The 20699-nt window shown below is 69.3% G+C and carries 24 protein-coding genes; 11 read left to right on the top strand and 13 right to left on the bottom strand.

Going from position 1 to position 20699, the window contains the following annotated elements:
• Positions 1-4 precede the first annotated feature (4 nt).
• From ACZ6TI_RS43085 to ACZ6TI_RS43105, 5 genes are all read right to left on the bottom strand, one after another.
• Positions 5-1126: an MFS transporter gene (locus ACZ6TI_RS43085; protein WP_465351074.1), complete on the bottom strand. Its 1122-nt coding sequence runs from the start codon at positions 1124-1126 to the stop codon at positions 5-7.
• A 153-nt stretch (positions 1127-1279) separates the two neighbouring features.
• Positions 1280-1756, bottom strand: coding sequence for a nitroreductase family deazaflavin-dependent oxidoreductase (locus tag ACZ6TI_RS43090; protein WP_465351075.1), 477 nt, complete (start codon positions 1754-1756; stop codon positions 1280-1282).
• A gap of 29 nt (positions 1757-1785) precedes the next feature.
• The gene (locus ACZ6TI_RS43095; protein ID WP_465351076.1) at positions 1786-2703 is read right to left on the bottom strand and encodes a lysostaphin resistance A-like protein; all 918 of its coding nucleotides are present in this window, start codon (positions 2701-2703) and stop codon (positions 1786-1788) included.
• A gap of 15 nt (positions 2704-2718) precedes the next feature.
• Positions 2719-3726 carry an aldo/keto reductase gene (locus ACZ6TI_RS43100; protein WP_465351077.1) on the bottom strand — a complete coding sequence of 336 codons (1008 nt, stop codon included), beginning with the start codon at positions 3724-3726 and terminating at the stop codon, positions 2719-2721.
• Between the two features lie 34 nt (positions 3727-3760).
• Positions 3761-4348, bottom strand: coding sequence for a maleylpyruvate isomerase family mycothiol-dependent enzyme (locus ACZ6TI_RS43105; protein WP_465351078.1), 588 nt, complete (start codon positions 4346-4348; stop codon positions 3761-3763).
• Between the two features lie 46 nt (positions 4349-4394).
• On the opposite strand from ACZ6TI_RS43105, the gene ACZ6TI_RS43110 reads away from it, so the two are divergent.
• The 4 genes from ACZ6TI_RS43110 (at position 4395) to ACZ6TI_RS43125 (ending at position 5937) form a co-directional block, all read left to right on the top strand.
• Complete coding sequence (locus ACZ6TI_RS43110) at positions 4395-4823, top strand: MarR family winged helix-turn-helix transcriptional regulator (RefSeq protein ID WP_465351079.1); 429 nt, start codon at positions 4395-4397, stop codon at positions 4821-4823.
• Positions 4824-4839: 16 nt separating this feature from the next.
• On the top strand, positions 4840-5145 hold the full coding sequence (locus ACZ6TI_RS43115; RefSeq protein WP_465351080.1) for a hypothetical protein: 306 nt from the start codon (positions 4840-4842) through the stop codon (positions 5143-5145).
• An 82-nt stretch (positions 5146-5227) separates the two neighbouring features.
• On the top strand, positions 5228-5449 hold the full coding sequence (locus ACZ6TI_RS43120) for a hypothetical protein (protein WP_465351081.1): 222 nt from the start codon (positions 5228-5230) through the stop codon (positions 5447-5449).
• An 8-nt stretch (positions 5450-5457) separates the two neighbouring features.
• On the top strand, positions 5458-5937 hold the full coding sequence (locus tag ACZ6TI_RS43125; RefSeq protein WP_465351082.1) for a C40 family peptidase: 480 nt from the start codon (positions 5458-5460) through the stop codon (positions 5935-5937).
• On the opposite strand, the gene ACZ6TI_RS43130 is transcribed toward ACZ6TI_RS43125, so the two are convergent.
• Together ACZ6TI_RS43130 and ACZ6TI_RS43135 are read right to left on the bottom strand one after the other, a co-directional pair.
• Positions 5934-6698, bottom strand: coding sequence for a class I SAM-dependent methyltransferase (locus tag ACZ6TI_RS43130; RefSeq protein ID WP_465351083.1), 765 nt, complete (start codon positions 6696-6698; stop codon positions 5934-5936). The two genes, ACZ6TI_RS43125 and ACZ6TI_RS43130, sit on opposite strands and share 4 nt — an antisense overlap.
• A gap of 272 nt (positions 6699-6970) precedes the next feature.
• Positions 6971-7594: a hypothetical protein gene (locus tag ACZ6TI_RS43135; RefSeq protein WP_465351084.1), complete on the bottom strand. Its 624-nt coding sequence runs from the start codon at positions 7592-7594 to the stop codon at positions 6971-6973.
• Positions 7595-7778: 184 nt separating this feature from the next.
• On the opposite strand from ACZ6TI_RS43135, the gene ACZ6TI_RS43140 reads away from it, so the two are divergent.
• The gene (locus tag ACZ6TI_RS43140; RefSeq protein WP_465351085.1) at positions 7779-8327 is read left to right on the top strand and encodes a hypothetical protein; all 549 of its coding nucleotides are present in this window, start codon (positions 7779-7781) and stop codon (positions 8325-8327) included.
• A gap of 106 nt (positions 8328-8433) precedes the next feature.
• Here ACZ6TI_RS43140 and ACZ6TI_RS43145 read toward each other — a convergent pair whose 3' ends face one another.
• From ACZ6TI_RS43145 to ACZ6TI_RS43165, 5 genes are all read right to left on the bottom strand, one after another.
• Complete coding sequence (locus ACZ6TI_RS43145; RefSeq protein WP_465351086.1) at positions 8434-9939, bottom strand: aldehyde dehydrogenase (NADP(+)); 1506 nt, start codon at positions 9937-9939, stop codon at positions 8434-8436.
• Complete coding sequence (locus tag ACZ6TI_RS43150) at positions 9936-11066, bottom strand: L-talarate/galactarate dehydratase (RefSeq protein ID WP_465351087.1); 1131 nt, start codon at positions 11064-11066, stop codon at positions 9936-9938. Before ACZ6TI_RS43150 ends, ACZ6TI_RS43145 begins: the two co-directional genes overlap by 4 nt.
• Before the next feature lie 4 nt (positions 11067-11070).
• A complete protein-coding gene (locus ACZ6TI_RS43155) occupies positions 11071-12393 on the bottom strand; it encodes an enolase C-terminal domain-like protein (RefSeq protein ID WP_465351088.1) in 1323 nt (440 codons plus the stop codon).
• A complete protein-coding gene (kdgD, locus tag ACZ6TI_RS43160) occupies positions 12390-13307 on the bottom strand; it encodes a 5-dehydro-4-deoxyglucarate dehydratase (protein WP_465351089.1) in 918 nt (305 codons plus the stop codon). The genes ACZ6TI_RS43155 and kdgD overlap by 4 nt, the downstream gene beginning before the upstream one ends.
• A 63-nt stretch (positions 13308-13370) precedes the next feature.
• Positions 13371-14258 carry a LysR family transcriptional regulator gene (locus ACZ6TI_RS43165; protein ID WP_465351090.1) on the bottom strand — a complete coding sequence of 296 codons (888 nt, stop codon included), beginning with the start codon at positions 14256-14258 and terminating at the stop codon, positions 13371-13373.
• A gap of 106 nt (positions 14259-14364) precedes the next feature.
• Here ACZ6TI_RS43165 and ACZ6TI_RS43170 point away from each other — a divergent pair, with 106 nt between their 5' ends.
• The 4 genes from ACZ6TI_RS43170 to ACZ6TI_RS43185 are packed head-to-tail and all read left to right on the top strand — an operon-like array spanning position 14365 to position 17887.
• Positions 14365-15354 carry a Bug family tripartite tricarboxylate transporter substrate binding protein gene (locus ACZ6TI_RS43170; RefSeq protein ID WP_465351091.1) on the top strand — a complete coding sequence of 330 codons (990 nt, stop codon included), beginning with the start codon at positions 14365-14367 and terminating at the stop codon, positions 15352-15354.
• Positions 15351-15839, top strand: coding sequence for a tripartite tricarboxylate transporter TctB family protein (locus ACZ6TI_RS43175; RefSeq protein ID WP_465351092.1), 489 nt, complete (start codon positions 15351-15353; stop codon positions 15837-15839). The genes ACZ6TI_RS43170 and ACZ6TI_RS43175 overlap by 4 nt, the downstream gene beginning before the upstream one ends.
• Before the next feature lie 18 nt (positions 15840-15857).
• Positions 15858-17471 carry a tripartite tricarboxylate transporter permease gene (locus ACZ6TI_RS43180; protein ID WP_465351093.1) on the top strand — a complete coding sequence of 538 codons (1614 nt, stop codon included), beginning with the start codon at positions 15858-15860 and terminating at the stop codon, positions 17469-17471.
• On the top strand, positions 17468-17887 hold the full coding sequence (locus tag ACZ6TI_RS43185; RefSeq protein ID WP_465351094.1) for a universal stress protein: 420 nt from the start codon (positions 17468-17470) through the stop codon (positions 17885-17887). The genes ACZ6TI_RS43180 and ACZ6TI_RS43185 overlap by 4 nt, the downstream gene beginning before the upstream one ends.
• Before the next feature lie 93 nt (positions 17888-17980).
• Here the strand turns inward: ACZ6TI_RS43185 and ACZ6TI_RS43190 are convergent, their stop codons facing one another.
• Entirely contained in the window at positions 17981-18367 is a 387-nt protein-coding gene (locus tag ACZ6TI_RS43190; RefSeq protein WP_465351095.1) for a hypothetical protein, read from the bottom strand.
• Between the two features lie 247 nt (positions 18368-18614).
• On the opposite strand from ACZ6TI_RS43190, the gene cmk reads away from it, so the two are divergent.
• Complete coding sequence (gene cmk / locus ACZ6TI_RS43195) at positions 18615-19295, top strand: (d)CMP kinase (protein ID WP_465351096.1); 681 nt, start codon at positions 18615-18617, stop codon at positions 19293-19295.
• Entirely contained in the window at positions 19292-20668 is a 1377-nt protein-coding gene (gene der / locus ACZ6TI_RS43200) for a ribosome biogenesis GTPase Der (RefSeq protein WP_465351097.1), read from the top strand. Before cmk ends, der begins: the two co-directional genes overlap by 4 nt.
• Positions 20669-20699 lie beyond the last annotated feature (31 nt).

Genomic DNA, 20699 nt, shown 5'->3' on the forward strand with positions numbered 1-20699 from the left:
CTTCTCACCTTAAGCGCCTGCCCGCCAGGGCGAGCGCGGCGACGGAGAGCAGAGCCGTGACCGGCGCCAGGGCAAAGCCGTAGCGGGGGTCGGCGGCGGTGAGCGGGCCGGTGAGCGCCGATCCGGAGGCGCTGCCGACCGCGAACGCGGTGAAGATCCAGGCGAACGCCTCGACCGTCGTTCCGGTGGGCGCCAGCCGGTCGGCGGCGAGGAAGACCGCGGTCAGCACCGGCGGCAGCAGGAGTCCGCTGATCAGGACGAGCACGGCCATGGCGGCCGGGCGCGGGGTCGCCAGCAGCGGCAGGAAGCCGACCACGAACGCGCCCGCCAGCACGGGCATCGTTCGGCCGCGCACCCTCGTGTAGAGCAGGCCGCCGAGCAGAGCGCCGGCCGCTTGCAGGGCCAGCAGCCAGCCCGCGATCGAACGGTTGCCGGCGGCCTCGGCGTATCCGGTGAGGGCGACCGGGATGCTGCCGACCGCCGCGCCGACGCAGACCACGCCCGCCACCAGGGCGACGAACGCCGGCGCGCGCAGCGGGCCGGCCCAGTGTCTCTTCGCCGGGACGCCGCGCCAGTTGCGGGTGTGCTCGACGCGGGCGAAGACCAGGACGCCGCCGAGTTGCAGCAGACCGATGGTGATCAGCGCGGCCGAAGGGCCGGCCAGCGCGGCGGCGGCCAGCGTGACCAGGGGGCCCGCCACGAAGATGATCTCCTGAGCGGCGATGTCCAGGGTGTAGGCGGCGGGCACCGCGGACGGCGCGACCAGGTCCGGCCACAGGGCTCGCAGGCAGGCTTCCAGGGGCGGGGTGCCGAGGCCGGCCAGGGCCGCTCCGATCAGCGGGCGGCCGGCCGCCACCAGCAGGAAGCCGACGCCGGACAGGGCTGCCGACGCGTACAGGATGGGGGGTTGTCGCCATTTGTCGATGGCGCGCGCCAGAACCGGGGTGCCGGCGGCCATCGTGGCCGTGTAGACGGCGACCAGCAGGGCGGCGGCGGACAGGCTCTGGGTTTGGCGGGCGTGCAGGAGCAGAGCCAGCGGCGCCGCGCCGAGGGGCAGGCGGCCGATCTGGCTGGAGAGGAGCAGGACGGCGACCCGTGGGGCGCGCAGGACGGAGACAGCGGACATGAGGCATCGCTCCCGTGCGATTTCGGAGATGGCTTCTCAGAAACGGCTGCGGGTCAGGGAGCGAAGTCACCACGGTCGTGGTCGTTGCCGTAGAGCGGCAGAGCAGGGGTGATCCAGCAAGCGAAGGCGGCAGCGGGGATCACGGGTCTGAACCTACTCGTCGTCGGGTGTCAGCCGGAAGATGCGGAGCTCGCGGCCCCCGGCGCGTGCGGCGTAGCCGTTGTAGCCGGGCCAGATCTCCCGCACCAGCCGCCACAGCCGGTCCCGCTCGGCGCCGCTGGTCAGGGTCGCGTGCACGCCGAACTCGCGGGCGCCGATCGCCACCCGGGCGGCCGGGTGGGCGATCAGATTCGCCGACCACGCCGGGTGGTGAGCCTGACCCCAGTTGGAGCCGATCACCACGAGCGCGTCGCCGTCGGTGGCATAGAGCAGCGGCTGGGTGCGGGGGAGACCCGACTTGCGGCCGGTCGTGGTGATCAGCAGCGACGGCAGCGTGTGCCGGCCGACCACCGTCCAGCGGCCGCGGCTGAGCTTCTGGATCCGGCGGTCCAGCGGCGTCAGCAGGCGGCCGCCGAGGGCGAACCAACGCTGGTTGCCGAGCCGCCGCAGCAGCGCGGTGTATCGCGACATCCGCTGATTATGGTCGCCGCGCGCACTCGCTAGGCGCGCACCGCCGTGGCCGGCCGCGCGACGGCGCGGCGGACCACGCCCGTGTACGCGAGGATCGCGATCGTGACCAGCATGATCAGCCACCCCTGCCAGCCGCTCAACCCGGTGAGCCAGGCGTTGATCGACGGCACCTCGGCCTGATCCGCGGTGACCACGTGCACGAACCCGAACACGACCGTGTTGTTCACGGCGTGCGCGGCCACCGCCGGCCAGATCGAGCCGTGCGCCAGCCGCAGCAGGCTGAGCAGCACCCCGAACAGCGTGGTGAAGATGATGAACGGGATGATCGACTGCCGCTCGTCCGGACCCATCGAGAACCACGGCCCGACGTAGAACGGCAGGTGCCACACCCCGCAGACGACCCCGATCGCGATCATCGCGGGCCAGGTGCCGAGCCGGTCGCGCAGCCGGTTCAGCAGATAGCCACGCCAGCCCCACTCCTCGCAGAAGGCCAGCGGCAGGATCAGCACGAACTGGACGAGGTTGGCCGCCAGCGCCCGCAACGCGACATCCCACGGAAAGCCGGTCTGCCCGGCGGTGTCCGGCGCATAGGCATCGCGCAACGCCGAGAAGCCGGTCAGGTCGGCCGGAAAGACACCGGTCACGGCATTGAGCGTCACCGCCAGCACTGCCATCACCAGAAAGATCCCGATGGCGAGCAGGCAGTAGCGAACGAGCCGGCCGACCGGCCGCACCGGCACCAGCGCGGTCGCCTGCGCGATGTTCGCCGGGCGCCACACCCACCGCACCGCCACCAGAGTCGCGATCGCCACACACAACATCGCCGCGAAGAACAGCACCCGGATCCCGGTGACCTGCTCCACCACCCAGATCAGCCAGGGCAGAGCGAAGACAATGCCGAGAAAGACCCCGACATCCCGGTACGAGTCGTCGCGGGTCACAGCCATCCGCTGATTATGGGCCTACACGTGGCGCAGATCGGCCAGGAGTTGATACGGGTATGGCCCGGGCCGGTCGCTCACCCGGTCGAGGCGCTCGCGCTGCGCCGGATCCAGGGTGACGTCGAGCGCGCCGAGGTTCTCGTCGAGCTGCTCCGGCGTGCGCGCACCGACGATCGGCGCGGTGACGCCGGGCCGGTGCAGCAGCCAGTTCAGCGCCGCCTGAGCCGGCGAGCAGCCGGCCTCGCGCGCGACGGCGACCAACGTCTCGACCACGTCCCAGGTCCGGTCGTTGTCGTAGTTGCCCCAGGCCTCGGTCCAGGTCGGCTCGCCCGCGCGGTTGGTGGCCGCGATCCGGGTGTCGTCACCCAGCGGCTCGGCGCCGCGCCGGAACTTGCCGGTCAGCCACCCACCCCGCAACGGGCTGTAGGGCACGATGCCGATGCCCTCCTGCAGGCACACCGGAACCAGTTCCCACTCGGCGTCGCGGTCCAGCAGGTTGTAGAGCGGCTGCAACGACACCAGCGGCTCCCAGCCCGCGGCACGGCTCAAATCAGCGGCCCGCTGCACCTGCGCGCCGCTGAAGTTGCTGATCCCGAGATAACGCACCTTGCCCGCGCGTACGACATCGTCGAGCGCCCGCAGCGTCTCCTCCAGCGGCGTGCCGTAGTCCCACATGTGCAGCTGATAGAGATCCAGGTGATCGGTGCCCAGTCGCCGCAGGCTGGCGTCCACCGCGTCGATGATGTGCTTGCGGCTCAGCCCCCGGCCGTTCGCGCCGCTGCCGAACCGCACCTTGGAGGCGACCACCACGTCCTGCCGCGGCCGCTGCGCCAGCCAGCTGCCGACGATCTCCTCGGACCGCCCTTCGCTGTAGGCATCGGCGGTGTCGACGAAGGTGCCGCCGGCCTCGGCGAAGCGATCCAGCAACCGGTGGCTCCGCGCCTCATCAATCTCCCGGCCGAACGTCATCGTGCCCAGGCACAGCCGGCTGACCCGTAGCCCGGCCGCACCGAGTCGAGTGTGTTCCATGGCCCTGAAGCTACGATCTGGACCGCGCTCCAGGTCAAGCCATCAGGGCGGTGCGCCCGGTGAGCAGGAGCAGCAGGGCCAGCGCGGGGCCGGAGGTTTCGGGGCCGCTGCCGGCCGTCCACTCGATGTCGGTGGCCCGCAACGTGCGCCCGGTCAGGCGTTTGCGGGCCCGGAACGGCCAGCCCATCTCCCACACCCGCTCGAGGCCGGCCCGGCTCACCTCGGCGGGCACCGCGAACTCGCGGCCCAGCGGCAGAGCGATGTCCTGGCTGTGCACCGCGAGGTCGAAGAGCGCGTTGCGCGTGTCGAGGGCCTTCGCGGTCTTGCGGGTGCCGGCCTGCTCGCGGATCCGGGCCACGATCGCCGTCGGCTCGGCGGCGCCGTTTCGCTTGGCCAGCAACGTGTTGATGTGGTTTGGATTGAAGCCGGCCCGCGGCGCGGCCGCCACCATCTGCCACGTGGTGATGGTCGGCACCAGCGCGAGGTGGCCGGCCACGTCCCGGACCATCCAGCCCGCGCACAGCGAGGGCGCGTCCCACTCGGCCGGGGTCAGCGACTCAAGCAGATCGGCGATCCGCAGGCGCAGCTCCCGGACGGCGGCCCAATAATCCTCGTCGTTCATGGCACGCCTCCGCGATAGTCCGATGTTCGGACTATATTATCGCGAGGTGGCGGAACTCAATCTCGGTTTGCTGTTGTTCATCCCCTACCGGTTCATGGAGTCGGCCGTGCTGGCCGAGTTGCGGGCGCACGGCCACGACCTGCCGATCAACCAGGCTCGGGTGTTTCAGCGCATCGCCCCGGGCGGCTCCCGGATGGCCGAGCTCGCCGAGGCCGCACAGCTCAGCAAGCAGACCCTCGGGTCGATCGTCGACCAGCTCGAGCGGGCGGGTTACGTGCGCCGGACGCCGGATCCCCGCGACGCGCGAGCCCGGCTCGTCACGATCACGGCGAAGGGGGAGGAGCTGATCGAGCTCAGCACGCCGGTGGTGCGCCGGATCGAAGCCGAGTGGGAGGCGCATCTCGGCCGGGACGAGGCGCGCCGGCTGCGGCGGAGCCTGGCGGCGCTGTGCGAGATCACCGACGTCGCGTCGTAATCTGAGCGTCCAGGCGATGACGGGAGTGGTGATGTCCACAGTGCGCGTCCGGCACATCGTGGTGGACGACGTCGCCTATCGCTGGCGGGTCAGCCAGATCGACGCACTCCGGGTGGGACTGCGGTTGTGGCGGGCCGGTGAGCGCCTGCCGCTGGCGGACGTGCGCGTGCCGTTCGCCGATCCGTGGCTGAACCATCCGCTCGGCCCGGCCGCCGAGCCGCTGCGGCCGGGCAGCGTCGCCGACCTCATTCGCGCGGTCGTCGCCGACGGCGGCGGGCATCGCGAGTTCGAGATCGTGGACGGCCGGCTCCAGCCGAGCTGACGGCTTTGCGCCTTCCCGCACGGCTGAGCTGAAGGCCCATAAGGCAATTGCCCGCCAATTGTCCCGGAGTTAGGTTGCGATAATGTCGGACTCCGATTTGCGCCGTCGCGATGACAGATCTGATGAAGATCTCAGCACGGACGACCGAAACAATCAAAACGACAACGAGGAAGAGCTCGATCTCGAAGAGGAAGCCATGGATCGCGAGGATCCCGACGGTGGCCTGTTCGGAGTCAGCGAGCCCGGGGAGATCGCCGCGGACAACGTCGATGCTCCCGAGGCCTACACCGAGGCCGGTGAATGATGGCCGCCATGTCCGGTCTGAAGGACCGCAAGAGGGTTCAGGCCAGGGACCGTGCGGTGCAGGCCGCGAAGCTCGGCCTGGCGCACGCGAACGAAGTCGATTACACGCAGGGCGAAAAGCGCTGGGACGGCATCGCCAACAAGCGCAATGCCGCATTGGGACAGTTTCCGCGGCACGCCGACTGCTCGTCCTACGTCACCTGGTGCCTGTGGAACGGATTGTTCCTGCCCTTCGGCCTGCCGGACAACGTGAACGGCCAGAAGTGGAAGGCCGGCTTCACCGGCACGATGGGCAGTCTCGGACGCAAGCTCGATCCCGGTGAGGGCCCGATCCGCGGCGATCTGGTCTTCTATGACCCGCCGCACGTCGCCATTGTGGTGAGCCGGAAGAACGGTGTGCCGATGGTGATCAGCAATGGCAGCGACGACGGCCCGTTCCGCCTCCGATTCAACTATCGCGACCCCGTCCAGGTCCGGCGCTACATCTAGTCCCGCCGGGTCGCCTTGATCACGTAATAGGCCGGCAGCGCGCCCGCCGCGCTGCCGAGACCCGCATAGAGCTCCGGCTCGGGAAACTCGGCGAACGCGTCCAGCCGCAGTCCGGCGCTCACCAGGGTCGTCACCACCTCGCTCACCGGCCACACGAATGGCGACAATTGCTCGCCGCGGAACCCGATCGGCCGTTTGGCATCGTCCTGATCGAAATTCGGTCGCCCACCGCCGAAGTAATCCCCGGCCACCGCCAGGTGATCCGCGCCGCGGACCGCGAGCACCTCCCAGACCGGATGGTGGTCGCAGATCAGCACCGAACCGCCGGGCCGCAGCCGCGTCGCCAGGATCTCCGCGAAGACCGCGAGGTCCGGCACCCAGCAGATCGCGCCCCAGCTCAGATAGATGAGATCAAGATCGACGAGGTCCGGCGGCAGATCGAACATGTCAGCCCGCCGGAAGTCGGCCGCGATCCCGGCCTCGGCGGCGCGCTCACGCGCCTTTTCGATGGCGACATCGGAGATGTCGATGCCGGTCACCCGTGCGCCGAGGTTGGCCCAGGACAAAACCTCATCCCCGTACGAGCACGCGAGCTGCAACACCCGGCGGCCCGACACATCACCGGCCAGCCCGACCTCGAAGTCCTCCAGGCAGACCAGCCCGGCGCGGAACTCCGCCACGGGCCGTCCCGACCGGCGGCCCGCGATCTGTTCCCAGGCCGCCCGATTCGCCGCCGTGATCGTGCTGATGCGTGCGTCCACGTGGGGCAACCTACGCTCTTCCCGATCAGGGGTTCTCGTCATGTCGGTGTCGGCGGCCCCAGGTGCAAACCGGTGACCTGCGAACTGGCTGACTCACGCCAAAGCTTGGCCACCACGGCCCTTCCGCTTGACCGCTGACTGGCCGGCTTCCGCGTCTCCGCCGGCTACTGCTCACCGGCCATGGGATAACCCGCACCGGCCGCGTGCGACCCCCCGTCAGCACCCGCACGCTCGATTGACCGGTCCCCACCCGAGTCGCAGCCTGACCGGGGTCACCGCCTGATCAGCAGGATGAGCACACCGGCCAGCAGCAGCGCGCCGGCGCCGAGCCAGGCGGACCTGATGCGGTCTCGGCGGCCCAGCGTCGTGAGGTCGCCGATGGCGCTGCCGCTCTGCGGGGCGTACTGCTCGAGCCGGTCCCGCCCGGCGCTGACCCGGCCGACCGCGAGTGCGGGGTGGTCGGCCGGTGTGACGAGGTCCCGGAAGAAGATCTCGGTGCTGCCCCGTTCCGGGTTGTCCTCTCGCGGGCCGTCGCCGGCGGTCAGAATCGCGGGCCGGCCAGGGAAGAGCACCCTGCGGCGGATCGCGAGGTCGACGTCGGCCGCGGCCCCGTCGTCGCCGTGCAGGCGGGAGTCGCCGTGGCCGGGGTACTCCGTCACGCTCTCGAACGTGCCCTCGCCGGTGTAGTGGTAGAGCAGCACCTGATGGGTCTGCCGGTACGGGTCGGTGGCGGTCCGGCCGGTCAGGATCACGGCCGTGCCCGGCTCGGCCGCGGCGAAGCCGGCGGGAGTGACGATCGGCAGGCGGCGCAGGATCAGCCAGCGCCACAGGCCCCCGAGCGCCTGGCCGCTGGTGATCAAGGCTCCGATCCCGACGGCCCCGATGAGGAACCACATGCCTCAATGGTCGGTCAGCCGCCTCGGCAGGGCCAGGGCGTTGCTCGATGGATGCGACTGAAGCCGACGAAGCGTGGGGGCATGTGAGCCGATTCGCAGCTAGCTGTTGCGTCGCCGGTGATAACCGGTCGGTTGTTCACGCTGCTTGTCAGTTCAACGGAATCGTTGCCCGTGACAGGCGACCATGGTCCGATTGCTCCCCGGAAGCTCGCGACTTTTGCGGCAACACTCTCATGCCGGGAGATGGAATGACGAGATCAAAGTCCGCTTTTTCCGCACCTTGCTTACGCTCGCGGCCACCACCGCCATGGTCCTCGGTGCCGCGACACCCGGAAACGCCGCAGTCACCCCGGCAGCCACCGGCGTGCGGCTTTCGAACGCTCCGGCCGTGGCGTGCCCGGTGCCCGGACAACGGGTCAAGACCTCGAACTCGGACAGGGTCTGGCTCATCGGTCCCGGGTACAGCCTGTATTACGTTCCGGGAGATGCCTACTTTGACCTGTGGGACAGCTTTGCCGGCGTGGTGACCAACAACAATCTGTTCAACGGATGCGGTCACGTCGAGACCTACTATTACACGCTTCAGGACGCGTTCTTGGCGAAGTTCCAAGACTCGCCGCATGTCTATATCACTGCTGACGGTGCAGATGGCTATCTCAGCCGCTGGATCGTCGACGGCGCCACATTCAACAGGTATGGCTTCTCGTGGTCGAAGATCTCGATCGTCGCGTGACTCTACAACCCGGGCACCAACTGGACCTGAGTTCCCTCGTTTCGACGGAGCGGCAGCCAAGGCCAACGACGCAGATCTGCGCGCCGCTGCCGCAGCGATCGCTGCTCTAATCAGCGAGGCGAACCCGGCCGTCGATCCGGCGCGGGATGCCGTCGTACTCGTCGCGCAGCTCGACCGGTAGCAGCTCAGCCGGCGCGTCTTGCCAGGCTGTCGGTCGCAGGAAGCGGCGGATCGCGGTGGCTCCGACGGAGGTGTGCTGCGAGTTGGTGGCCGGCCAGGGGCCTCCGTGGTGCTGGGCCCAGGAGACGGCCACGCCGGTCGGGTATCCGTCAAAGATGATCCGGCCGGCGACCGGCCGGAGCCGCCGGGAGAGTTCAGCGGGCAGTTCCGTCTCGCCGGGGCCGCGCTGCACGGTGGCAGTGAGGGAGTTCGGCAGCTTGCCGAGTGCGGTGAAGAGGTCGGTCTCGTCGGTGTAGCGGGCGATGACGGCGACCGGGCCGAAACACTCCTCAGTAGCCTCCCGAGGCAGATCGGCCGCGGTCGTCGTTAGCAGGGTGGGATTGCCCCGGAATCCGCCCAGGGCGGCACCGGAACCGGCAGATGACGTCTCCAAAACTTCGCTGAGGGAGGCGATCCCGCGTGTGAAGGAGGCCGCGATGCCCTCGTTGAGCATCACCATCGGCTCGGTCTCGGCGACCGCCGCGCGCGCGGCGGCGACCAGCGTGTCCCCGTCCGGGCCGGCCGGCACGAAAGCCAGCCCAGGTTTGGTGCAGAACTGTCCCGCTCCGAGCGTGAACGACCCGGCGAACTCCGATCCGATCCCTGCTGCCCGGTCGGCCGCTGCCGCAGGCGTCACCACCACCGGGTTGAGGCTGCTGAGCTCGCCGAAGAACGGGATCGGCTCGGTCCGCTTCTCGATGATCGCCAGCAACGCCTGGGCTCCGCTTGGCGAGCCGGTGAACCCCACCGCTCGGATCGCCGGGTGCGCCACGAGGTCGGCGCCTGCTTGCTGCCCGTAGACGATCCCGAGTGTTCCCTCCGGTGCGCCCGCCTTGCGGGCGGCCACGCTGAGCACATCGAAGCACAACTGGGAGGTGGCCGGGTGCGAGGGATGCGCCTTGAGGACGACCGGGCATCCTGCGGCGATCGCCGACGCGGTGTCCCCGCCGGGGACGGAGAAGGCCAGCGGGAAGTTGCTGGCGCCGAAGACCGCGACCGGCCCCACGGGTACGAGCATCCGTCGCAGATCCGGCCGTGGACCCATCGCCGTGTCTCCGGCGTGGTCGATGGCCGCCTCCAGATAACCACCGTCGGTGAGCACTGAGCCGAACAGCCGCAACTGGTAGCACGTCCGCGTCAGTTCCCCGTTGAGCCGGGTCTCACCAAGCCCCGTCTCCCGGTCGGCTATCGCCACGATCCGTGACCGTGAGTCCTCGAGAGACGCCGCCAGTGCTTCCAGGAGCGAAGCTCGCCCGTCACGGCCGAGCGCTTCGAGCGGCCCCGCGGCGGTCAGGGCGGCGTCGCAGATCGCCGAGATCGACACCGTCTCACGGGCGACGACCTCGACCACCTCGCCGGTGCGCGGGTCGATGCTGGAAACCTCGACGCTCACTGCTTTCCTCCGTGTATGTCGGCGCGGTCCACGATCCATTTCCGCATCTGGTCGCTGAGGGTCATTCCGAGGCCGAGACGCTGCGACAGGTGGATGCGCCCGTCCCGGATCGCCAGCCTCTCGTTGAAGAGCGGGTGCAGCCAGTCGAAGTGTTCTACCCATGGCTCGTGCGGGTAGGCCGCTGCCAGATGTACGTGGATCTCCATGGCGAAGTGTGGTGCCAGCATCAGGTTCCGGTGTTCGGCGAGCGTCGCGAGTCGAAGGAACTGGGTTATTCCGCCGATTCGTGGCGCGTCCGGCTGGATGATGTCCACGGCTGCGTTGTCGATGAGCTGGTAGTGCTCGGCGACGCTGGTAAGCATTTCTCCCGACGCGATCGCGGTGTCGAGGCTGCGGGCGAGCGCCGCGTGGCCCTCCACGTCGTACGCGTCGAGCGGCTCTTCGATCCAGACCAGCCCGAACTCCTCCAGGGCGCGGCCGACGCGCTGGGCGGTTGGCCGGTCCCACTGCTGGTTGGCGTCGACCATGAGCGGTACGTCGTCACCGATGTGCTCGCGCACCGCCCGGACGCGGGCGAGGTCTACCGCCGGCGACGGATGCCCGACCTTGATCTTTATGCCGCCGATGCCCGCGGCCAGGGACGCGGTGGCATTCGCCGTGATCTGTTCGATCGGCTCGTGCAGGAAGCCACCGGACGTGTCGTAGCAGCGGACGGAATCGCGGTAGGCGCCGAGCAGCTTGGCGAGCGGCAGCCGGGCTCGTTTCGCCTTGAGGTCCCAGAGGGCGACGTCGATCGCGGCGATGGCTTGTGTGGAGGCACCGCTGCGGCCGACCGAGGCGCCGGCCCAGACGAGCTTGGTCCAGAGACGGCCGATGTCGCTGGGGTCCTCGCCGATCAGGTCCGGAGCCACCTCACGGGCGTGGGCGAACTGGGCGGGTCCTCCCGCGCGCTTGCTGTAGCTGAAGCCGACCCCCTCGTGGCCGTCCTGGGTGCGGATCTCGGCGAACAGGAATGCAACGTCGGTCATCGGGCGCTGCCGGCCGGTGAGCACCTTGGCGTCGCTGATCGCGTTCTTCAGCGGGAGGATGACCGAGGAGAGGGTGATTTCGTTGATGCGGTCGGGCACGTGATCACCGCACCAGACAGGGGCGCTTGGGGTCGAAGCGCCAGCCGGGAAGCAGGTACTGCATGGCGGTGGCGTCGTCGCGGCCGCCGAGCCGGTGTTCCAGATATAGCTCATGTGCGGCGGCCATTGCGTCAGGGTCGAGTTCCACGCCGAGACCGGGCGTGGAGGGCACGGCGATCGCGCCGTCGCGGATCGGGAAGGGATTGCGGGTGGGCCGCTGGCCGTCCTGCCAGATCCAGTGCGTGTCCAGGGCGGTGATCTCGCCGGGGGCGGCCGCGCCGACGTGCGTGAACATCGCCAGGGAGATGTCGAAGTGATTGTTGGAGTGCGAGCCCCAGGTCAGGCCGAAGTCGTGGCAGAACTGGGCGACGCGGACGGAGCCACGCATGGTCCAGAAGTGTGGGTCCGCGAGGGGGATGTCGACCGAGTGGGAGCGCACGGCGTGAGCCAACTGCCGCCAGTCGGTTGCGATCATGTTGGTCGCGGTGCGCAGCCCGGTGGCGCGGCGGAACTCGGCCATCGTCTCTCGCCCGGACAGGTCACCTTCGGCGCCGACGGGGTCCTCGGCGTACGCCAGGACGCCGTTCAGATCCCGGCAGAGCCGGATCGCGTCGGCGAGCAGCCAGCCGCCGTTGGGGTCGAGCGTGATCCGTGCCTCAGGGAACGACGAGGCGAGCGCCCGAACCGCTGCGACCTCCTCATCGCCGGAGAGGACGCCGCCCTTGAGCTTGAAGTCGGAGAACCCGTATCGCTGCTGGGCGGCCGTCGCCAGCGCGACGATCGACGACGGGGTCAGCGCGGGCCGGCGGCGCAGCCGCTCCCACTCGTCTGCCGGGGACGGCTCCACGAGGTAGGGCAGGTCGGTCGCCGCGCAGTCCGCGATATAGAACAGGTATCCCAGGACGGGCACGCTGTCGCGCTGCATGCCCTCGCCGAGCAGCTCGGCGACCGGCACACCGAGGTGCTGCCCGAGCAGGTCCAGCAGCGCCGACTCCAGCGCGGTCACCGCGTGCACGGTCACGCGCAGGTCGTACGTCTGGATGCCGCGCCCTTGCGCGTCCCGGCTGCCGAAGGTGGACGCGATGCTGCGCAGCAGCGAGCCGAACTCCGCGACGCGGCGGCCGATCAGGAACGGGGCCGCCGACTCCAGAGTCGAGAGGATGGCGTCGCCGCCCGGAACCTCACCCACGCCGACGTTTCCCGAGCTGTCGGTGATGATCACGACAGTTCGGGTGAAGAACGGTCCGTGCGCCCCGCTGAGGTTCAGCAGCATGCTGTCGTGGCCGGCGACGGGGACGACCTCGATGCGCTCGATGACAGGGCTCACGGCCGGACCTTGTCGATCAGAGCGGACAGGTCGACGCGTTCGCCCGCCGTCAGGTCGGTGAGCGGCGGCCGGACCCGGCCTCCGTCGCGGCCGACCGCGGTCAGCCCGGCCTTGATGATCGAGACGGCGTAGCCACGGGCCCGGTCGCGGACGTCGAGGTACGGAATGACGAAGTCGTTGAGCATCTCGTAAACGGCCGTCCGGTCTTGGGCGCGGACCGCGGCGTAGAAGCGCAGCGCGAACTCGGGAAGGAAGTTGTAGAGCGCTGACGAATACGTGTTGACGCCGAGCTGGAGCAGCGGCAGCGCGAACGTCTCGGCGGTGGGCAGCCCGCCGATGTAGATGAGCCGGTCGCCGACCTTCGCGTAGGTGCGGGTCATCTGCTCGATGTCGCCGACGCCGTCCTTGAGGCCGACCAGGTTCGGGTTGCGGTCGGCGAGCACGGCGACGGTCACGTCCTCGAGCACGGCGTTGGCCCGGCTGTAGACGACGACACCGAGGTCGGTCGCCCGGCAGACGGCGTCGACGTGCGCGATCAGGCCCGCTTGGCTGGCCTCGGTCAGATAGGGCGGGAACAGCAGGATCCCCGCAGCGCCCGCATCCTGGGCGGCTTTGGCCTGGGCGACCGCGAGCGCGGTGCCCCCGGTTGCCGGGGCGACGACCGGCACCCGATCGCCGACCTCGTCCACCGCTACGCGCACCACGGCGTCGATCTCGCCCGGGGTGAGGCTGAAGCCTTCCCCCGTGCCGCCCGCGGCGAAGAGGCCGGCGACGCCGAAGCTCGCCTGCCACGCGAGATGCTCGCGGTAGCGGGCCGCGTCGAAGGCGAGGTGCTCGTCGAAGTGGGTCACCGGGAACGACAGGAGGCCGGAACCGAGCCGGGCGGCGAGGTCGAGAGGGGAAATCTGCGTCACCCGGTCACCGTAGAAAGATTTGGTGATGCCTGTCCAAGAGTGTTTCGGCATTGTTTAATACCTCTATAGCATCACGCCGCTCACGGCTTCGAGGATCCGCCGCAGCGCCGGATTGTGTGAGTGGCGAGGCCAGAGCAAGTGCAGCTCGACCGGTTCGGGGACCGGCGTTCGGATCGGCAGGTAGGCGACGTTCGGAACGCCGAGCAACTGCGCCGAGGCCGGCACGAAGGCCACACCGCGGCCCGCGGAGACCAGCCAGAGCATGGTCATCACCTGGCTCACGGTGTGCACCACGCGCTCCTGGGCAAGAGGCACCATGCTCACCACCAGGTCGTAGAAGTACCGGGCCTTTTGCTGCGAGTGGAATATGAGTGGCTCACCGGCCAGGTCGGCGGGAACCACCGGACGGCCAAGCACGGTGAGCGCGTGGTCCTCCTTCACCGCAAGGAGCAGGGCCTCGCGGTGCAGGAGCCGGGAGTCGAACAGCTCAGGGTCGAAGGGCGGCCGGGCCAGGCCGAGGTCGATGTCCTCGCCGGCGAGCGCGGCGATCTGCTCGCGGGTGACCATCTCGAACAGCTCGATGTGCACCTCGGGCAGGTGCAACTCCACCTCGTTGATCAGCCGCCCGAGAATCCCGAAGGTGGAGGCGGCGGTGAAGCCGAGCCGCACCAAGCCACGGGAGCCGGAGGAGACACGCTGCGCGAGTTCCGGCGCCGCTTCGGCGATCGCCAGGATGCGGCGAGCCTCAGCGAGAAACGCTTCACCGGCCGGTGTGAGCGCCACCCGGCGGTTGTCCCGGTCGAGCAACTGGGCCCCGACCGCGGCCTCGAGTTTCTGGATCTGCCGGCTCAACGGCGGCTGGGTCATCCGTAACCGGGCCGCAGCACGCCCGAAATGCAACTCCTCAGCCACTGCCACCAGGCCCCGCAATTGCTCCAGCGTGTAGTTCATGCCGTGAAGGTATCAATCGATGCAGCAATTGGCTTGGACAGGCATGAACGCAGAACCATACGCTCGCCGGACAAGTGACCCCTCTCACAGCTAGCGGGAGACCGCAATGAAGAAGATCCTTCCCGCACTCGGGCTGGCAACCGTGCTCGTCCTCGCCGGGTGCGGCGGCAACCTTGACTCCGGCGATTCCGGCTCCGCCGCGGCGGCCTATCCCGAACGCGCCGTCACCCTGCTCATCGGCCAGGACGCCGGCGGGAGCACCGACCTGATCGGCCGCGCGCTGGCCGATCCGGCGAGCACCGACCTCAAGCAGCCCATCACCGTGCAGAACCGGCCCGGCGCCAACGGGGCGGTCGCGGCCAAGGAACTTGCCGCCGCCAAGGCCGACGGATACACGATCATGGTGTTCGTGGGCTCCCTCGCATACATCACGCCCCTGGCGGTCCCGGCCGACCAGGCGGTCGACATCAACAACTACGAGGTCGTCACCGGCATCTCGCAGGACGACTTCGTGCTCATCGCGAACCCGCAGACCGGCTTCAAAACGGTCAAGGACATCGTCGACGCCAAGCGCCCCATCAAGTTCGCCACCACCGGCGTCGGCACCGGCAGCCAACTCACCCAGACCCTGCTCTTCGCCCAGGCCGGCGTCGACGCCACCGCAGTGCCGTTCAACGGCGGCGCCCCGGCGCTGACCGCGGTCCTCGGCGGTCAGGTCGACGTCGCGGCCGTGCAGCTCGGCGAGGCGAAAAAGCAGATCGAGGCGGGCAAGGCAACCCCGATCGTCACCTTCGCCACGAAGCGGCCCGCCTATATGCCGGACACCCCGACCGCCACCGAGGCGGGATACAACGTCCCGGTCCAGCAGTCCCGGGCGATCGTCGCGCCGAAGGGCACCCCGAAAGAGATCGTGGACCGGCTGCGGGCAGCCTTCGGGAAGTCGTTCGAGAACCAGGCCTACAAGGACTTCAACGCCGAGCGCCTGCTGACCGCCAACGAGGTGGACGGCGCTGCTCTACTCCGGCAGTGGAACTCCTCGCTCGCCACGTACAAGGACCTTGCCGCCCAGCAGAAGATCGACCTGAGCGGGAAGTGAACACCGAACCGGTGGTCACCACCGAGCCCGTGGACGACCGGCCCCCGCCTGCGGGGCCGGCGGCCAACCTGATCGCCGCCACCGCCGTTGTCGTCGTCGGCGGCGCGGCGATCGCCGGGTCCCTGGCACTCGGAGCGGGCAGCCCGTCCGAGCCCGGCCCCGGCACCTGGCCGCTGATCATCGGTGTCGCCCTCGTCGTGCTCGGGCTCGCCCTGGCGATGCAGGCCAGGCAGACCGGCCAGGCTGAGCGGTTCACCCGCGGCAGCCTGCTCGTCGTCGCCGCGGTCGCCAGCATGGTCGCCTACGTCGCGGTGATCGCCACACTCGGCTTCGAAATCCCGACATTCCTGCTGGCCTTCGTCTGGCTGAAGTTCCTCGGCAAAGAGTCCTGGCGCCTGTCGATCCTCACCAGCCTCGGCATCGTGGCCGCCTTCTACGCCCTGTTCGTCGGCGCGCTCGACGTGACCATCCCCCACCTGTTCTGATCATCTCCGGGAGGACCGTTGTCCGAGGTCATCGACGGTTTCTCCGTCGTCCTCGAGCCGACGAACCTGATCTACTGCCTCGTCGGCGTCGTCATCGGCATGCTCATCGGCGTCCTACCCGGACTGGGACCCGCCGCGACCATCGCCATCCTGCTACCCGTCACCTTCGGACTCGAACCGGTCACCGCGATCATCATGCTGGCCGGCATCTTCTACGGCGCCCAGTACGGCGGCACCATCACCTCAGTCCTGCTGCGCCTGCCCGGCGAGGCATCCTCGGTCGTCACCGTCTTCGACGGCCACGCCCTCGCCAAGCAGGGTAAAGCGGGCACCGCCCTCGGCATCGCGGCCATCGGCTCGTTCATCGGCGGCACCCTCGCCATCGTCGCGCTCAGCTTCGTGGCCCCGCTCGTCGCCGAGTTCGCCCTCGACTTCGGCCCACCCGAATACACCGCACTCGCACTGCTCGGCATCCTGCTGGTATCCACCATCAGCAGCGGCGGTCGCATCCGCGCCCTCACCGCAGCCGCGATCGGCCTGCTGCTGGCCACGGTTGGCCGCGACGACTTCACCAGCGCCGAACGCTTCACCATGGGCAACCTGTCACTGGCCGACGGGCTCGACTTCGTCCCGATCGCGATGGGCCTGTTCGGACTCGGCGAGATCCTCTACAACCTCGAGGAACGCCACCGCACAGTGCACGCGCCGGCCACCGTCACCAACGTCTGGCCCAGCCGCGCCGACCTCAAGCAGTCCAGCGGCGCCATCGGTCGCGGCTCCGTGCTCGGCTTCTTCCTCGGCATCCTGCCCGGTGGCGGCGCCGTCCTCGCCTCCCTGGCCGCCTACGCCCTGGAGAAACGGCGTTCCAAGCATCCGGAGCGGTTCGGCAACGGTGCCATCGAGGGCGTTGCGGCCCCCGAGACCGCAAACAACGCCGCAGCCACCTCATCGTTCATCCCACTGCTGTCGCTCGGCATCCCGGCCAACGCCACCATGGCCGTCATCTTCGGCGCCCTGCTCATCCAGGGCGTCACCCCCGGCCCGCAGCTGGTCACCGAGAACCCCGAACTGTTCTGGGGCGTCGTCAACTCGATGTACATCGGCAACATCCTGCTGCTGATCATGAGCATCCCGCTGGTCGGGCTCTTCGTGCGCATCCTGCGGGTCCGCGCCACCATCCTCGCCCCGATCACCGTACTGATCACGCTGGTCGGCGCCTACACCGTCAACAACAGCGTCTTCGACATCGGCCTGGTCATCGCGTTCGGCATCCTGGGCTACCTGATGAAGAAGGTCGGTTTCGACCCCGGCCCGATGGTCCTGGCCTTTGTGCTCGGCTCGCTCCTGGAGACGTCACTGCGCCGCTCACTGCTGCTCTTCGACGGCGACCCCACAGGCTTCTTCACCCGCCCGATCTCCGGCGTCCTGCTCGCCGTGCTGATCGCCGTCGTTCTGCTGCCCGCGGCCCAGCTGCTGCTCCGCCGCCGCCGCGGCGCGCCAGCCCCCGCGGCCACCGCCGCAGACTCCCTCACCGGTTCAACCACGGCCCCTGATGCCCCAGGCTCGCGTGAGAAGTCGGGCAAGACCACCACTCCGGACCACGACCTCAGAAGCGAGGAGCCCCGCGCATGACCGTACTCGTCGGTTACCTCCCCACCCCGGAAGGAGAGGCCGCTTTCGGAGCCGCCGTCGAGGAGGCGCAGCGGCGCACCGAGACGCTGTTGCTGGTCAACTCGCCCCGCGGCGGCGCACCGATCAGCGTCGAGACCGCCGACGAGCGGAAACTCGCCGAGCTGAGCGAGCGCGCCGGGCAGGCGGGCGTCGAGCTGCGACTCCACACCACCCCGCACACCGGCGAACTCGCCGATCTCCTGCTGGACACCGCCGAGCAGGTGAACGCGTCAGTCATCGTGATCGGGCTGCGCCGACGCAGCCCGGTGGGCAAGCTCTTTCTCGGCAGCACGGCACAGCGCATTCTGCTCGGCGCCGGCCGACCGGTCCTCGCGGTCAAGCCGCAGCGGCGTGCTCCCGACGAACAGTCTTCATGAGTCCCGGCAGCCACAATGCAACGCTGGGCCGAAGCGCGACCGCCGGGCTGAACTTCCGGCCCGCGCGCCGATGAGCGGACCGGCGGGTCGGACTCACTCTTGGGGGCCGTCTTCCGTTCGCGCCGAGCGCTCGCGACTCAGATACCGAACCGGCTTGCCGAGGGACTCCGCGTAGGCGATCTCCCGTCGGGTTGACTCACCTAGGTGGCCGCCGGGATCCACGATGTACACCTCGTCAGCCATGCGAATCTTTTGGAAGTGCACGCCGCCGAGCCGCCCCTTCAGGTCCGAGCTGTCGACTGTCCAGTCGTAGTCCGGCAGATCGGGGAGGCGGAACATTCCGAGGCTGATCACGACGCAGCCTTCCATCGTGAGCCGCTGGTTGACCTCCGCGAACTCGGCCTCGAACCTGGTCGAGCCGCAGAGCGTGATGACCTTTGCCTCACCTTCGGCCCACTGCGCGGCCTGCTGGTCCTCCATGAGGTTCATGATCCCTGAACGTCCGCCCATGCCGCATGCGGCCGTTTCTGGAGTGAATGGTGGTGGCGCTCGGTGGTCCTTGGCCACCGGCTGGGCCGGGGGCGGCGTGGTCGGCTGGACCACGATGGTGGCCGGCTGAGGGGCGGGACTCTTCCGGCACGCGTATCTCAAAGGTCTTGGTTTTGGGTTGTCTCGTCCGTGCGGGCACAATGGGTGGGTTGGGCTGGATGACGCAGGGGAGATGCACGTGGGTGACGTAGTGCGGCCGGAGCGGTGTGTGGTGGCCGTCGACGGGCCTTCGGGGTCGGGCAAATCCACCGTTTCCCGGCGTCTTGCCACCGCGTTGGATGGCGTTTATCTGGATACCGGCGCGATGTACCGGGCCGTGACCTGGGCGGTGTTGCAGGCCGGCGCCGATCTGTCGGACCCGGACGCGATCGCCAAGATCGCGCTCGAGACCGAGCTCAGCATCGGCACCGACCCGGTCGCGCCACACTTCCGGGCGAATGCCGTGAGCGTCGACACAGCGATCCGCGGCCCCGAGGTGACCGGCGCGGTGTCGGCCGTCGCCGCCGTGCCCGCCGTACGCCGCCACCTGGTCGCGCTGCAGCAGTCGATCATCGGCAAGCAGCCGCGCATCGTCGTCGAGGGCCGCGACATCTCCTCGGTCGTCGCCCCTGACGCGGATCTGAAGGTCTATCTGACGGCGTCCGCCGAGGCGCGGGCCGCGCGCCGCAGCGCCGAGGACGCCGCCGACGTGGTGGCCACCAAGGCCGACCTGGAACGGCGCGACAAGCTGGACTCGAGCCGCACGGCCGACCCGCTGCGCCGCACCGACGACGCCATCGAAGTGGACACCACCGGCCTGGGCATCGACGAGGTCGTCGCCCACCTCCTGGACCTATTGAGCAGCAAGGTGTCTCCGTGACAGACCTGGAAACCGAAGTCTCGACCGTCTCGGTCGCCGCGCCCGTGGTGGCGGTGGTCGGCCGGCCGAACGTCGGCAAATCGACCCTCGTCAACCGCATCATCGGCCGGCGGCAGGCGGTCGTCGAGGACACCCCCGGCGTGACCCGCGACCGGGTGCCCTACGACGCCAACTGGAACGGCCGCCGCTTCACCGTCGTCGACACCGGCGGCTGGGAACCGGACGCCCGCGACCGCGCGCTGGCCATCGCCAACCAGGCGGAGATCGCGATCCAGACCGCTGACGTAGTGCTGTTCGTGGTGGACACCAAGATCGGCGCGACCGACGACGACGAGGCCGCGGTCAAGATGCTGCGCCGCAGCAAAAAGCCGGTGATCCTGGTCGCCAACAAGGCCGACAACCAAAACCTGGAGATCGAGGCGACCTCTTTGTGGTCCCTCGGCCTGGGCGAGCCGTACGCGGTGTCCGCCCTGCACGGCCGCGGTTCCGGCGACCTGCTCGACGCCATCATGGAGGCCCTGCCCGACGCGCCGTTGATCATTGAGTCCGGCCCCCGCGGCCCGCGTCGCGTCGCCCTGGTCGGTCGCCCGAACGTGGGCAAGTCCAGCCTGCTCAACCGGCTCGCTCGCGAGGAGCGGGCGGTGGTCGACTCGGTCGCCGGCACCACGGTCGACCCGGTCGACAGCCTGGTCGAGATGGACGGCGAGGTCTGGCAGTTCGTCGACACGGCTGGGCTGCGCAAGCGCGTCTCGCACGCGTCCGGCACGGAGTATTACGCCTCCTTGCGGACCGCGGGCGCGGTCGAAGCGGCCGAGGTCGCGGTGGTTCTGCTGGACGCCGCCGAGGTGATCAGCGAGCAGGACCAGCGGGTGTTGTCGTCGGTGGTCGATGCCGGCCGGGCGTTGGTGATCGCCTTCAACAAGTGGGACCTGGTCGACGAGGATCGCCGGAACTACCTGGACAAGGAGATCGACCGCGAACTCAAGCGGATCCCGTGGGCCGTGCGGGTGAACATCTCGGCCAAGACGGGCCGCGCGGTCGACAAGCTGGCCCCGGCGATCCGGCGCGCGCTGGCGTCGTGGGAGCAGCGCATCCAGACGGGCGCTCTCAACGCCTGGCTGACGGCTCTGACCCAGGCCAAACCCCATCCGGTACGCGGGGGACGAGCGCCTCGGGTGCTGTTCGCCACGCAGGCCGGCGTGGCGCCGCCGAAGTTCGTGCTGTTCACGACCGGGCCGATGGACGCGCAGTACGAGCGGTTCGTGGAGCGGAAGCTGCGCGAGGAGTTCGGGTTCGAGGGGTCTCCGGTGGAGATTTCGGTGCGGCCGAGGAAGAAGTTGGGGCCGGGGGGTCGCGGTAAGGCTCACGGGTAGGGCTTTGGTAGGGTGATGGGGTTGCCGCGTC

This window comes from Actinoplanes sp. NPDC051388 (assembly GCF_055586225.1).